Here is a 13,592-nt window from a genome sequence, read left to right as displayed (position 1 = left end):
GCGAGCCGGGCGGGGCGCGTCAACGTGCCTGTGCATCAAAACGCTCCGGGCGACGTCAGGGCGCGAAGACGAAGACCCGTTTCGGCACGAGTTCGCCGCGTTCCACCTCGCAGAGGGCGATGGGTTCGCCCCCGGCCGAGGCCCAGGCTGCGCCCTCCACCGGGGCGTCGCGGCCGCGCAGGATGGTGCTCTGGCCGCGCATCAGCCGGGCAGCGATGTCGCGGGTGACCTTCACCTCCGGCACCTCGGCCAGCGCGGCCTCTACCGGCAGCAGGGCATCCTCCAGCGTCTGGCCGGCGATCTTCCCGTCGGCGAGCTCGCGCAGCTCCTCCAGCGTCACGGTGTCGTCCTCGCCGAAGGGACCGACGCGGGTGCGGCGGAGCGCCGTCACATGGCCGAGGCAGGCGAGGTCGCGGCCGAGGTCGCGGGCGATCGCCCGGACATAGGTGCCCTTGCCGCATTCGGCCTCGAACTCGGCGGCGTCCGGCGAGAAGGCGGTGAGGCGCAGGCTGTCCACCGTGATCGGGCGGGCCTCCAGCGTCACCTCCTCGCCGTCGCGGGCGAGGTCGTAGGCGCGTTCGCCGTCCACCTTGATGGCGGAGAACTTCGGCGGCACCTGCATGATCGTGCCGGTGTAGCGCGGCAGCAGCGCCTCGACCGCCTCCCGCGTCGGCCTGAGGTCGGAGCGGGCCGTCACCTCGCCCTCGGTGTCGTCGGTCGCGGTCTCGGCGCCCCAGGCCACCGTGAAGCGATAGGTCTTGCGGCCGTCCATGACGAAGGGAACGGTCTTCGTCGCCTCGCCGAGCGCGATCGGCAGGATGCCGGTGGCGCGCGGGTCGAGCGTGCCGGCATGCCCACCCTTCTTCGCGTTGAACAGGCGGCGGACCTGCGACACCGCATGGGTCGACGTCTGGTCGAGATCCTTGTCGAGGACGATCCAGCCGTGGACGTCGATCTTCTTCGAACGGGGCTGGTTCAAGCGCCGTCCTCCTTGTCGATGTCCCGGCGCACCACGTCGCTGTCCAGCAGCCGGTCGATGCGCGAGCCCTCCTCGAAGGAGCCGTCGATGCGGAAGCGCAGGTCGGGGGCGAACTTCAGGTTGGTGCGGTGGGCAAGCTCGCCGCGCAGGTAGCGCTTGTTGCGGGCGAGCGCCTGGATCACCTCCTGCTGGTCCTTGCCGCCGAGCGGCATGACGAAGCAGGTGGCGATCTTGAGGTCCGGCGACATCCGCACCTCCGGCACGGTGACGACGTGCTTCTGCAGGACGGGATCGTGGACCTCGCCGCGGGCGAGAACCTCGGCGAGGGCGTGACGCATCAGCTCGCCGACGCGCAATTGCCGCTGGGACGGGCCGGAGCCCGTTTCGAAACGCTTGGCCATGGGTGTCATGTCCTTCTCCCGGGATCGGACCGGGTGGAAGCTGAAAAGGAGGCGGGCACATACACCCGCGGGAGGGAAAAGGGAAGGGTAGGCCGGGTCTGCGTGCGACCGTTCAGCGATCCTCTCCTGCACGTGGCAGGTGCTTGAGGATCGTCGCGAGCACGGCGTCCATGGCGCCCAAGACATCGGCGTTCCAGAAGCGGACAACTTCGAAGCCTTGCGATCTCAGGAAAGCATCGCGCCGGAGATCATGGGCCGACTCGCTATGCTGGCCGCCATCGACCTCGATGACGAGTTTCATCTCACGGCAGACGAAATCTGCGAAGTAAGGGCCGATCGGTTCCTGCCGAACAAACTTGCGGCCCGCGAGGCGCCGATCCTTGAGCTGGTTCCACAGGCGCTTCTCGGCCTCCGTGGAGACACGACGAAGCTGGCGTGCGCGGCCAGTGGTGAACGGCGAAGGCCCCCGGAAGCGAAGCGACATGGCGTTGCCCCTCACCCTTCCCTCTCCCCGCAGGCGGGGAGAGGGGAACTCCAGCGTCGCGTCCATCGGCTATTCGCGCAATACGGGAACAAACTTATGTTACAATCTTTGGATCGAGCATGAGCCTGCTCAGCATCCGCTGCTCCGTGACAAACGCTTCGGCCATTGGAACCCTCTCCCCGCTTGCGGGGAGAGGGAAGGGTGAGGGGCTGTTTAGCACTTCACCCCGGCCATCGCCCGCTCGGCCTCGCCGATGGCGTCCGCCGTGCCGACGTGCAGCCACAGTCCGTCAAGCACCAGGCCGAAGAGCCGGCCCTGTGCCAGTGAGGCGCTCCAGAGGGCGTTGAGGGAGAACACCTCGCCATCCGTGCGGCCGGCAAAGTCGCTCTTCCGCATGATCGCCGCTCCCGCATAGGCGAAGGGCGCGCGCGGTGCCGCGCCGCGGCGGGTCAGGCGGCCCTCGGCATCACGGAAGAAATCGCCCGGCCCGTCGAAGCCGACGCTCCCCTCGAGTGTCGCGAGCAGCAGGAGGGTGTCCATGCGGGCGGGATCGAAGGCCTCGATCATCCGCGTCAGATTGGAGCGGCCGCGGTCTGTCCAGAAGGAATCGGCGTTGCGGATGAGGAAGGTTTCGCCGAGATGCGGCAGGGCGCGGGCGACGCCGCCGCCGGAATCGAGGATCGCCCGGCGCTCGTCGGAGATGACGATGGCGGGTCGGGTGCGCCCGGCGACCGCGGCCTCGATCTGGTCCGCGAGGTGGTGGACGTTGACGACGGCGCGCGTCACCCCGGCCTCGGCGAGCGGATCGAGCACATGGTCGAGAAGCGTCTTGCCGGCCACTTCCACCAGCGGCTTCGGGATGCGGTCGGTGATCGGCCGCATGCGCGTGCCGAGGCCCGCCGCCAGCACCATGGCCGTGTCGATGGCGCTCACGGCGGCGGCACGCGGTCGTCGACCCAGCGCTTCACCTTGGCGAGCGCAGGATGGGAGAGGCAGCGCTGCAGATAGGCCCAGATGCGCGGCAGGTGGGCGAGGTATTGCGGCTTGCCGTCGCGCTTGTCGAGGCGGGCGAAGATGCCGAGGATCTTCGTCGCCCGCTGTGCCCCCATGATGGCGTAGAGGCGGGCGAACGCGGCCATGTCGAAGCCTGGGTCGTCGGCCCTGCGGGCGGCCGCATAGCGCGACAGCAGCTGCAGCTCGAGCTCCTCGGCAACCGTGACGCGGGCATCCTGCAGGAGCGAGGCGACGTCATAGGCCGCGGGCCCCATCACCGCGTCCTGGAAGTCGATGAGCCCGACGCGCTCGACGCCCTCCCGTTCGGCGAGCCAGATGAGGTTGGGCGAGTGGAAGTCGCGCAGCACCCAGGTCTGGGGCGAGCCGGCCACCTCGTCGAACAGTTCGGCCCAGCGCTGCAGGAAGACGTACTTCTCGCTCGCCGGGATGCGCGCATCCTTCATCGGCAGATACCAGTCGAGGAGCAGTTCAACCTCGATGGTCAGGGCGTCGCGGTCGTAGGGCGGCAGGGTATAGGCGCCCTTCGGCGTGCCGAGGGTCGCCGGCCGTGGCCGGGCATGGATGAGGGCCAGCGCATCGACCGCCGCCATGTAGCGCTCGGCGACAGGCGCTCCATCCTTGACGACGCCGTCGCTGCCGAGGTCCTCGATGATGAGGAAGCCCTGGTCGAGATCGATCGCCTCGATCTCCGGCGTCGACAGGCCGATGTCGCGCAGCCCCTCCGCCATGCCGACGAAGGGCACCATGTCCTCGGCGAGATGGGCGATGCGGCTGTAGGGCAGGCCGTTCTTCATCGGCGGGCCGTCCGGCTTCCTCGGCGCATTCATGAGGACGGCGCGGCGCTGGCCGTCGAGCAGGCGTTCGTAGGAGCGGGACGAGGCGTCGCCCTGCAGATGGCGGCGCAGCGAGCCGCCCCAGCCGGCATTGGTGAGGAAGGCGCGCAGGGCCGTCATGCGGGCGAGCCGGGGCGCCCAGGCGCCATGGCCGGTCAGCACCACGTCGCGGGCGTTGGGGCCGCGGCCGGGCACCAGCGACAGCTCGATCTCCAGCCGGTCGCCCGACAGCGCGCCGCCGAGGCGGTCGGGCCACTCGACCAGCAGCAGGGCCTTGTCGGAAACCTCGTCCCAGCCGAGTTCGGCGATCTCGTCGTGGGAGGAGACCCGGTAGAGGTCGGCATGGACGACGGGCAGGCGCTTCAGGTCGTAGGGCTGCACGAGGGCGAAGGTCGGGCTCGGCACCTCCAGCCGGTCGTCCTCGGCGATGGCGCGGATGAGCGCGCGCGCCAGCGTCGACTTGCCCGACCCGAGGTCGCCCTCGAGCGTGACGATGTCGTGCGGCTGCACCGCCATGGCGAGATCCATGGCGAGCTGGCGCGTCTCGTCCTCGTTGGCCAAAAGGCGGCTGATGCGGAACGGCTCGGTCATTCGGCGGCCTTGGAGAAGTCCTCAAGATGGGCCGGGAACGTGACCTTCACCTGCGTGCCGCTGCCGGGCGCCGATTCCACGTCGATGCGGCCGCGATGCAGATGGACGAAGCTCTGGACGATGGAGAGCCCGAGGCCGGCGCCGCGATGGCGCGTACCGGTGGTGCGGGTCTCGAAGCGTTCGAACATGCGGCCGACCATGTCCGGCGCGATTCCCGTGCCCTGGTCGCGCACCCTGAAGATGATCTCCTCGCCCTCGCGGGCCGCATCGAGGACGACGAGGCCGCCGCGATCGGAAAAGCCGATGGCGTTGGACAAAAGGTTGAACAGCACCTGCCGGACACGCTGGGCGTCGGCGCGGAACGTGCCGATGTCCTTGGCGATCCGCATCTCGATGCGGATCTGGTTCTCCGCCAGGCGGTCGCGGACGGCGTCCACCGCCGCCTGCATGGAGCCGCGGATGTCGACCTCGGACAGTTCGAGCTGCATCACCCCGGCATCGATGGTGGCGAGATCGAGGACATCGTTGATGATCGACAGGAGCGAGGCCGAGGAGGCGCCGATATAGCCGAGATATTCCCGCTGCTTGTCGTTGAGCGGACCGATCGAGGGGTCGTCCAGCACCTGGGCGAAGCCGATGATGGTCGTGAGCGGCGTGCGCAGCTGGTAGGAGACGTGGTGGACGAAGTCGTTGCGCAGCTTGGCTGCCGACTCCAGCGCCTCGTTGCGCTCGGTCAGCGCCCGCTCGACCATCACCATGTTGGTGACGTTCCGGAAGGTGACGAGGGTCGCCCCGCCCGGCAGCGGCGCGGTGATGGTGTCGAGCACCGAGCCGTCGTTGCGCTCGATGCGGACCGCGTGCTGGCGGCGCTCATAGGCGAGGGCGGTGACGGCGGAGCGGATCTCCGTCCAAACGCCGCCGTCCCGGACATAGGGCATGCACAGGGCCGCGATCTGGTCGATCCGCGGCCGGTCGCCGAGCGCCGCTGCATCGAGCTCCCAGAGCATGGCGAAGGCACGGTTGGACAGCGACAGGCGCCCGTCCGGGCCGAACACGGCGACCGCCTCGTCGAGATGGTCGATGGTCTCGCGCTGGACGCGGCCGAGGGCCTGCACCTGTGTCTCCAGCTGCAGGCGCTGGGTCAGGTCCTCGAAAACATAGGTGACGCCGCCGGCCGGATCGGGGTTCTGCACGACGCGCAGGAAACGCCCGTCGGGGAGCGGCCATTCGAGGATTCGCGGCTCGGTGTCCACCGCCTCATAGACCTGATGCAGGGTCTTCTTCCATTCCCGGTAGTTGGGCTGCTCGGGAAGCAGCCGGCGCTCGCGCAGCCGGTCGAGGATGTCGCCGTCGGTCGGCCCTTGGTGCAGGAAGGCCGGCTCCAGGTCCCAGAGCTGGCGGAAGGCCTCGTTGTTGAAGACGAGGCGCTTCCTGGCGTCGAAGATAGCGACGGCGGTGGCGAGCTGGTCGAGCGTGCGTTTGTGCGTCTCCATCTCGACGGAGAGTTCCGCCCGGACCGTCTCGAGCTCGGTGACGTCGATGGCAAGGCCGGCCGCGCCGGTGCCGGCGGGCTTCTCGATGACGTCGAAGATGCGGCGTTCGCCGGCGGCGACGGCCGCCACGCGGCGGGCGAAGGGCATGCGCGCCGTCCTGCAGCGCGCCGCCTCGGCGCGATCGGCGGGATCGAGGAGTTCCGTTCCGGCCGCGACCGCCTGCGGCCCGTTGGGCGCGTCGGTGGCGGCGGCATAGGCCGTGTTGACCCAGGTGATGCGGCCTTCCGCATCGCGCAGCCAGACCGGCATCGCGACGGCGCCGAGGAAGGACCGGATCGCTTCGGTTTCCCGGACCAGCGAGTCGTGGCTGGCGCGCAGCTTGATGAGATCCTCGCGCACCCCGGCGACGAGGCGCAGGCGGAGCACCGCCCGTCCGCCGATCGGCCGGCCCTCGGCCTCGATCGGCTGGCCGGACTGGCTCAGCACATCGAGCCGGAAGGGCGTGCCGGAGACGCGCAGCGCGTCGACGGCCCGCTCCAGTTCGGCCGCCCTGTCGGCCGGCAACCAGGAGCCGAAGGCGAGCACCCGGCGCGGCGCCGGAAGGTCGGTGAACAGCGAGGCGTCGCCAGCGATGTCGGGCTCGTCCCGGTCGCCGCCCCACACGACGACGACGTGCGGGTCGAGAGTGAGAAGCTCGGTGTTGCGGTCGAGCGCCAGCCTGAGCTCGTTGATCTCCTGACGGGCGCGATGGTTGGCGGCCGCGGCGCGCGAGCGCGTGCGCAACAGGGCGATCCCCGTCATCACACCGAAGATGACGACGCCGACATTGAGCCCGAACGCCGCCCATTCATGGGCGCGGATCGTGCCGAGGACGTCGGCGAGGCCGGGCATGCCCTCATTGGCCGAGGCCAGGGCGGTGGTCGCCAGCAGCATGGCCGTCGTTGCCGGAAGGAGCCGTGAGCGCCGCCAGGGGCGGGTCGGCTCCGGCTCGCTCGCCAGTCCGGATGCGTCGTCGACCTGGTCCAGGCCCGGCATCGGGTGTCCTCACGTCCGCGCTACGGCATGCGGACCGCCGAAGCGGGTTCGCGGCGTGCCGCCTCGCCGCGAATCACGACCAATCTAACCCTGCGGTGACTCGCGGTCTAAGAGTCCAGAACGGGAACGGAGCGAGGAAAAGTTGCACTGTGTCGCAAGGGCCGCGGCGCGTCAGATCGCCGGCAGGTCCCGCCGCATCGTCACCGCATCCGCGGCGCCCGCCGCAGACCGGTAATAACCCTTGCGCCGGCCGATCGGCCGGAACCCCTGGCGGGTGTAGAGCCTGATCGCCGCCTCGTTGCCGGCCTCGACCTCGAGGAACAGGCTGCGCACGCCGGCGCGCATCAGGTCGGGCACATGCGCCGCCAGCAGCCTTGCGCCGAAGCCCCGGCCCCTCAGGCGCGGAGCCACGGCCACTGTCAGGATCTCCGCCTCGTCGCCGACGACGCGGCTGAGGATGAAGCCCGCCACCGCCCCGCCCTGCCGTCGCCTGACGACATGGGCGATGATCGCCCGGTCGGCGAGCATGGCCGCAAGGTCCTCGGCCCCCCATCCGCGGTGGAAGGAAGCGGCATGGATGGCGGCGAAGGCGTCGCAGTCGCTGCGGTCGGCGCGCTCGACGACCGGCGCGCTGCTCTGCGGCCACCAGGCGAGGAGGTCATAGATCGAACTCATGCACGCACGCCCTGCGGCCTGGCATCGACAGCCTTGAGGTAGAGCGGCCGACAGGGGAACAGGGCGGGGTCGGCGGCAGCGCCGAGGCGGGCGAGCACGTCGATGTCGGGCGCCGGCCGCGCGTCGAGGATGACCGGTGCGGAAGCCCCGGACGGCCAGGTGCCGAGCACGGCGTCGGCCCCGGGCCCGACCAGGGCCACCGGCTGACCGGAGGCAAGAAGCGCGGCCTCGCCGGCGGCGAGATAGGCCGGCGCGGCAATCACGCTGCGATCGTGGGCGGTGAAGGCGGCATAGACGTGGCCGTGGCGGGCATCGATGGCGGCGAGCACGGCAAGCGGCTCGACGACGGCCAGATAGGGCTCAGACAGCGCGGCGAGGGTCGAGATGCCGACGGCATCGCCCCCTGTCGCGAGCGCCATGGCGCGCGCCGCCGATATTGCGACCCTGAGGCCGGTGAAGCTGCCGGGGCCGGTGGTCGCGACGAAGCGGCGGCAGGCGCCGGGGGCGATGCCGGCGGCGGCGCAGGTTTTCGCCACGAGGGGAATGAGGCGCTCGGCATGGCCGCGCTCCATCGGCTCGCAGGCGCGCGCCAGAACGGTTCCGGACGCACTATCCAGAACCGCGACCGAACAGGCTGCCAGAGCCGTATCGAGGGCGAGAACGAGCATGCGCCGGTGCTACACCTTCCGCGCCGGGGCGGAAAGGGGCGGCGCGCCGTCCCGCGTCAGATCGCCTGCACTTCCCTTACATCGGGAAGGAAGTGGCGCATCAGGTTCTGGATGCCGTGCTTCAGCGTCGCGGTGGATGAGGGACAGCCGGCGCAGGAGCCCTGCATGGCGAGATAGACGATGCCGTCCTTGTAGCCGCGGAAGGTGATGTCACCGCCGTCGGCGGCGACCGCCGGGCGCACCCGCGTCTCCAGGAGTTCCTTGATCGTGTCGACGGTGCCGGAATCGGCGGGATCGAAGAACTCCTCGTCGCCGTCGGGCGCCAGCGAGGTGTCGGCGCGCAGCAGCGGCTGGCCCGACATGAAATGCTCCATGATGGCGCCGAGGATGGCGGGCTTCAGATGCGGCCATTCGGCCGCACCCTTGGTCACGGTGATGAAGTCGTTGCCGAAGAAGACGCCGGCGACGCCGTCCACGGCGAAGAGCTTTTCGGCCAGCGGCGACTGCCGTGCCGCTTCCGGATTGGGCATGTGGAGCGTGCCCGTCTCCAGAACGGTGCGGCCGGGCAGGAACTTGAGGGTCGACGGATTGGGGGTGGCTTCGGTCTGGATGAACATCGCTCTCTCCACGAACGCCCGGTTCAAGGCCGGGGCCGATTGGAATGATTCAATCGAATACTTCCAGACGACATGTGGCCCCGGGAAAGGCCGTCGTCAACCATCCGGTGGCTGGTCTGTCGCGGCACCGGTCAGGCCAGCGCCTCGATCTCCTCGTCGGAAAGCTGGCCGGGCACGATGGCGACCGGAATGGGGTAGGAGCCGGCCGTGCGGGCGAGGCTGGAGACCAGCGGGCCGGGTCCGTCCTTGCCGGAGCCGGCGGCGAGAACGAGGATCGACACGTCCGGGTCTTCCTCGATCTGGGTGAGGATCGCCTCGGCCAGCGTTCCCTCCCTCACGACGAGTTCCGGCTCGACGCCGACAAGCTTCATCGCCCGGTCGGCCGCAGCATCCAGCTTGGCGCGGGCGTCCGCATGAGCCTCGGCGCGCATGACGTCGGCGACGCCGAACAGCGCCTGACCGTCGCCGATCTTCGGCTCGATCACCGCCAGCATCTGCAGCCGGTGGCCGGTGCGCGCGGCGCGCCGCGCCGCGAAGACGATGGCGCGGTCGCATTCCGCCGTGTCGTCGATGACGACCATGAACTTGGGCGTATGGCCGGACTGGTAGGCTTCGCGCTTGCGGGTCATCGGGGCCTCTCTGCACCGCAACAAGCGCTATGTCGCACCCCGGCCCCCGGCTTGGCAAGCGTGGCTCAGCCGACGGCGATCAGTCCCGCGAACAGGGCGAGAGCAGTCGCTGCGACGCGCGAAACGCCCCTGCGGGCAGCGCCGGAGCGCGCAATGCTGGCGCCCAGCAGGATCCACGCGCTTGCGGCGGCAATGATGAGCAGCACGAAGCCGGCAAGATGCAGCCAGGGGGCCGGTTGCGACAGCGGCAGCACGACAAAGGCGAAGACCGCCGCCTTCGGGTTGAGCAACGTGGTCACGAAGACCTTGCCGATGCCGATGGTCCCGGCCGCCGCCGCCAGATCATCGCGCCACTGCCACAGGCGCAGCGCCGCGACGAGCAGGTAGGCGCCGACCGCGAGCCTGAGGACGGCGTTTAGCAGCGGCGTGGTGAGCAGGATCTGCCCGAGGACCAGGTGAAGCATGCCGATGGCCAGGAGATAGCCGGCGATCTCGGCGCCGATGAGCGGCAGTGAACGGCGGAATCCGGACAGCGCCCCGGACGCCGCGAGCAGCGTGTTGGTCGGGCCTGGTGTCGCCAGCAGGGCGATGACGGCCAGGGTGAAGAAGACGGGGTCCTGCATCGGGGGGCTCCAGGGGCGATCGGCGGCGCATGCTCATGCACGCTGTGGGAGCTCAATCGCCCGGGAACCCCTCTCCGGCATTGATGTCGATCAGCCGCGGCGCCTCCGGCGCGGCAATCCTTCCAAAGGACGGGCTTCGCTGCTATGTGCGGGCCATGACCGACACGCCGCTCGACCTCATCCGCAATTTTTCGATCGTGGCCCATATCGACCACGGCAAATCGACGCTTGCCGACCGCCTCATCCAGGTGACGGGCGGGCTGACCGCGCGCGAGATGACCGAACAGGTCCTCGACAACATGGACATCGAGAAGGAACGCGGCATCACCATCAAGGCGCAGACCGTGCGCCTCGACTATCCGGCAAAGGACGGCAAGACCTATGTCCTCAACCTGATGGACACGCCCGGCCACGTCGACTTCGCCTACGAGGTGTCGCGTTCGCTGGCCGCCTGCGAGGGCTCGATCCTCGTGGTCGACGCCTCGCAGGGCGTCGAGGCGCAGACCCTGGCCAATGTCTATCAGGCGCTGGACGCCGGCCACGAGATCGTCCCGGTGCTGAACAAGATCGACCTGCCGGCCGCCGAGCCGGACCGCGTCAAGCAGCAGATCGAGGACGTCATCGGCCTCGATGCCTCCGAGGCGATCGAGGTCTCGGCCAAGACCGGCATCAACATCGAGGGCGTGCTGGAGGCGATCGTCACGCGCTTGCCGCCGCCGAAGGGCGACCGCGCCGCCCCGTTGAAGGCGATGCTCGTCGACAGCTGGTACGACCCCTATCTCGGCGTCGTCGTGCTGGTCCGCATTATCGACGGGGCGATGAAGAAGAACCAGCGCATCAAGATGATGGGCACGGACGCCGTCTACGACATCGACAAGATTGGCGTCTTCACCCCGAAGATGAAGGACGTCACCGATCTCGGCCCCGGCGAGGTCGGCTTCATCACCGCGTCGATCAAGGAGGTCGCGGACACCCGCGTCGGCGACACCATCACCGACGAGAAGAAGCCGACCGCCAAGGCGCTGCCGGGCTTCAAGCCGGCCCAGCCCGTCGTCTTCTGCGGCCTGTTCCCCCAGGACGCCGCCGATTTCGAGGACCTGCGCGCCGCCATGGGTCGCCTCAGGCTCAACGATGCCAGCTTCTCCTTCGAGATGGAGAGTTCGGCGGCGCTCGGCTTCGGCTTCCGCTGCGGCTTTCTCGGACTTCTCCACCTCGAGATCATCCAGGAGCGGCTGGAGCGCGAGTTCAACCTCGACCTGATCGCGACGGCCCCCTCGGTCGTCTATCAGATCCTGCAGCGCGACGGCACGCTGATCGAGTTGCACAACCCGGCCGACATGCCGGACCCGATGAAGATCGAGATCATCTCGGAGCCCTGGATCCGCGCCAAGATCATGACGCCGGACGACTATCTCGGCTCGGTGCTGAAACTCTGCCAGGACCGCCGCGGCGTGCAGATCGACCTCACCTATGTCGGCTCGCGCGCCATGGTCACCTACGACCTTCCGCTGAACGAGGTCGTCTTCGACTTCTATGACCGGCTGAAGTCGATCTCGAAGGGCTATGCCTCCTTCGACTACCAGATCACCGACTACCGCGAGGGCGACCTCGTGAAGATGTCGATCCTCGTCAATGGCGAGCCGGTCGACGCGCTCTCCATGCTGGTCCACAAGAACCGCGCCGAGAGCCGCGGCCGCGCCATGTGCGAGAAGCTGAAGGACCTCATCCCGCAGCACCTGTTCAAGATTCCGATCCAGGCCTCCATCGGCGCCAAGGTCATCGCCCGCGAAACCATTTCGGCCCTGCGCAAGGACGTCACCGCCAAGTGCTACGGCGGCGACATCTCGCGAAAGCGCAAGCTTCTCGACAAGCAGAAGGAGGGTAAGAAGAAGATGCGCCAGTTCGGCAAGGTCGACATCCCGCAGGAAGCCTTCATCGCCGCCCTGAAGATGGATAGCTGAGGCGCGCCTGACCGCGGTTACGGGATGATTGACGGAAGGCGGGCTTTCCCGCCGACCGGTTCACCGATCCTTCGCGGATCCGTGTTTCCCTGCCGTGAATGAGTTCTCCATCCGACCTGCCCGACGACCTCCATCAGGCCATGATCCGCGAGTTTGCCGGCGAGCCGATCCGCTGGTCGGGCCAGCCCTCGGCCCGCTCCGCCTTCTGGCGCTCCGCCGGCGTCTGGCTCTTCGCCGTGCCCTTGACGGTCTTCGCCCTGTTCTGGGAGTGGCTGTCGCTCGGCGGCTTCTTCGGCCTCGGCGGTCCGAAGGGGCAGCAATGGTCGTGGTTCGGCGCCTTCTTCGTGCTGTTCGGCCTGCCCTTCGTCGCTGCCGGCCTCGGCATGATGGCCGCGCCTCTATGGCTCGCGCGCCGGGCGCGGCGCAGCGTCTGGGTGATCACCTCCCGCCGCATCGCCTGCCTGACGCTCGGCCGCCGCGGCGTCACCGTGCGCAGCATCTCGCCGCGCGACCTCTTCGCCGTCGAGCGGACCGAGAAGCCCGACGGCTCCGGCACGCTGAAGCTGATCTTCGGCGAGGGCCGGGATTCGGACGGTGACAAGGTGGAACGGTCGGAGACGCTTCAGGGCATCCGCGACGTGCGTCGGGTCGAGGATGCCGTGCGCCGGTTGATGGAGGAGGGCCGGGTGTCCCCGGCCTGATTCCTCAGCCCCGCCCGCGCCGGCTCTTCGATGGCCGCACCATCGCCGAGAGCCAGTTGGCGATTTCCGTGCGCCGGCGGCCGGTGTCGAGCAGTTCCGCGTCGAGCCCATGGCGCCAGGCGGCCGGCGCGTGCGCGGGATCGGCGTCCAGCGTGTCGAGGTCGGCGCGCCAGCGTGCGAGCGCGTCCATGTCCTCGAAGAAGCCTTCCTCCACCAGGCGCGGGCCGATGGCGCCGCCGATGGCGGCGACCTCGGCGAGCGAGAACTCCGGGTGATATTGCACGGCCCAGGCGACCGCCTCGCCGACACGGATCTCCACCGCCTGCACCTCGCTCATGCCATTGGAGGCGAGCAGGGTGGTGCCCGGCGCCATCGTCTCCACCTCGTCCTGGTGGACGGCGGGTGCGTCGAAGACGATCGGCCGGCCGGCCAGCATGGGATGGGCGCGGCCGGTTTCGGTGGGCATGATCCTGCGGGCGAAGCCCATCTCGCGGCCCTTGGGGTTGCGGCGGACGACCCCGCCGGCTGCCGTTGTGAGGACCTGAAGCCCCCAGCAGGAGCCGAACACCGGCGTTCCCGAGGCGAAGACCTGCCGGGCAAGGTCGATCTGCGCGCGGATCTCCGGCGTCATGTCGTAGATGTTGAGCGAGGAGCCGGTCAGCGCCACGCCGTCATAACTCTCGAGCCCGCCGGCATCGGGGAGATTGGCGCCGGCATCGGCGGGAAAGCAGATGTCGACGACCGCATCTGGCGCCAGCGCCTTGAGAACGTCGGCATAGGCCTGTGATGGGGTCGCGCCGCGGCTCGCGGCATGTCGGGTGCGGTCTGCGGCGGTATTGCCTTCGACGACGAGGATGCGGAGGGACATGAAAGGCCTGCAGCGCGGGA

The 13,592-nt window shown here is 69.2% G+C and carries 14 protein-coding genes; 2 read left to right on the top strand and 12 right to left on the bottom strand.

Annotation, left to right across the window (positions count from 1 at the left end; genetic code table 11):
* Positions 1-55: 55 nt before the first annotated feature.
* The 11 genes from truB to ACJ4V0_RS06245 form a co-directional block, all read right to left on the bottom strand.
* Complete coding sequence (gene truB, locus ACJ4V0_RS06295) at positions 56-979, bottom strand: tRNA pseudouridine(55) synthase TruB (RefSeq protein ID WP_448298708.1); 924 nt, start codon at positions 977-979, stop codon at positions 56-58.
* The gene (rbfA, locus tag ACJ4V0_RS06290) at positions 976-1,380 is read right to left on the bottom strand and encodes a 30S ribosome-binding factor RbfA (RefSeq protein WP_448298940.1); all 405 of its coding nucleotides are present in this window, start codon (positions 1,378-1,380) and stop codon (positions 976-978) included. The genes truB and rbfA overlap by 4 nt, the downstream gene beginning before the upstream one ends.
* Before the next feature lie 112 nt (positions 1,381-1,492).
* Positions 1,493-1,864 (bottom strand): endonuclease domain-containing protein, encoded by a 372-nt coding sequence (locus ACJ4V0_RS06285; RefSeq protein ID WP_448298707.1) that lies wholly within the window; start codon positions 1,862-1,864, stop codon positions 1,493-1,495.
* A gap of 213 nt (positions 1,865-2,077) precedes the next feature.
* The gene (locus ACJ4V0_RS06280; RefSeq protein ID WP_448298939.1) at positions 2,078-2,776 is read right to left on the bottom strand and encodes a nucleotidyltransferase family protein; all 699 of its coding nucleotides are present in this window, start codon (positions 2,774-2,776) and stop codon (positions 2,078-2,080) included.
* Between the two features lie 17 nt (positions 2,777-2,793).
* The gene (tsaE, locus tag ACJ4V0_RS06275; RefSeq protein ID WP_448298706.1) at positions 2,794-4,302 is read right to left on the bottom strand and encodes a tRNA (adenosine(37)-N6)-threonylcarbamoyltransferase complex ATPase subunit type 1 TsaE; all 1,509 of its coding nucleotides are present in this window, start codon (positions 4,300-4,302) and stop codon (positions 2,794-2,796) included.
* On the bottom strand, positions 4,299-6,830 hold the full coding sequence (locus ACJ4V0_RS06270; protein ID WP_448298705.1) for a PAS-domain containing protein: 2,532 nt from the start codon (positions 6,828-6,830) through the stop codon (positions 4,299-4,301). The genes tsaE and ACJ4V0_RS06270 overlap by 4 nt, the downstream gene beginning before the upstream one ends.
* A gap of 171 nt (positions 6,831-7,001) precedes the next feature.
* Positions 7,002-7,505 carry a ribosomal protein S18-alanine N-acetyltransferase gene (gene rimI / locus ACJ4V0_RS06265; protein ID WP_448298704.1) on the bottom strand — a complete coding sequence of 168 codons (504 nt, stop codon included), beginning with the start codon at positions 7,503-7,505 and terminating at the stop codon, positions 7,002-7,004.
* A complete protein-coding gene (gene tsaB / locus ACJ4V0_RS06260; protein ID WP_448298703.1) occupies positions 7,502-8,173 on the bottom strand; it encodes a tRNA (adenosine(37)-N6)-threonylcarbamoyltransferase complex dimerization subunit type 1 TsaB in 672 nt (223 codons plus the stop codon). The genes rimI and tsaB overlap by 4 nt, the downstream gene beginning before the upstream one ends.
* A gap of 56 nt (positions 8,174-8,229) precedes the next feature.
* Entirely contained in the window at positions 8,230-8,790 is a 561-nt protein-coding gene (locus ACJ4V0_RS06255; protein WP_448298702.1) for a NifU family protein, read from the bottom strand.
* A 131-nt stretch (positions 8,791-8,921) separates the two neighbouring features.
* Positions 8,922-9,419 carry a universal stress protein gene (locus ACJ4V0_RS06250; protein ID WP_448298701.1) on the bottom strand — a complete coding sequence of 166 codons (498 nt, stop codon included), beginning with the start codon at positions 9,417-9,419 and terminating at the stop codon, positions 8,922-8,924.
* Positions 9,420-9,484: 65 nt separating this feature from the next.
* Positions 9,485-10,042 (bottom strand): LysE family translocator, encoded by a 558-nt coding sequence (locus ACJ4V0_RS06245; RefSeq protein ID WP_448298700.1) that lies wholly within the window; start codon positions 10,040-10,042, stop codon positions 9,485-9,487.
* A gap of 155 nt (positions 10,043-10,197) precedes the next feature.
* Between ACJ4V0_RS06245 and lepA the strand changes: the two genes are divergently transcribed.
* The gene (lepA, locus tag ACJ4V0_RS06240) at positions 10,198-12,003 is read left to right on the top strand and encodes a translation elongation factor 4 (protein WP_448298699.1); all 1,806 of its coding nucleotides are present in this window, start codon (positions 10,198-10,200) and stop codon (positions 12,001-12,003) included.
* A 98-nt stretch (positions 12,004-12,101) separates the two neighbouring features.
* Positions 12,102-12,704: a hypothetical protein gene (locus ACJ4V0_RS06235; RefSeq protein ID WP_448298698.1), complete on the top strand. Its 603-nt coding sequence runs from the start codon at positions 12,102-12,104 to the stop codon at positions 12,702-12,704.
* A gap of 4 nt (positions 12,705-12,708) precedes the next feature.
* Here the strand turns inward: ACJ4V0_RS06235 and ACJ4V0_RS06230 are convergent, their stop codons facing one another.
* The gene (locus tag ACJ4V0_RS06230; RefSeq protein WP_448298697.1) at positions 12,709-13,572 is read right to left on the bottom strand and encodes a type 1 glutamine amidotransferase; all 864 of its coding nucleotides are present in this window, start codon (positions 13,570-13,572) and stop codon (positions 12,709-12,711) included.
* Between the last annotated feature and the right edge of the window lie 20 nt (positions 13,573-13,592).

The sequence above is a fragment of the Phreatobacter aquiterrae genome (assembly GCF_053471285.1).
The sequence above is the reverse complement of the archived record's forward strand: the minus strand, read 5'-3'. Positions and strand labels throughout refer to the sequence as shown.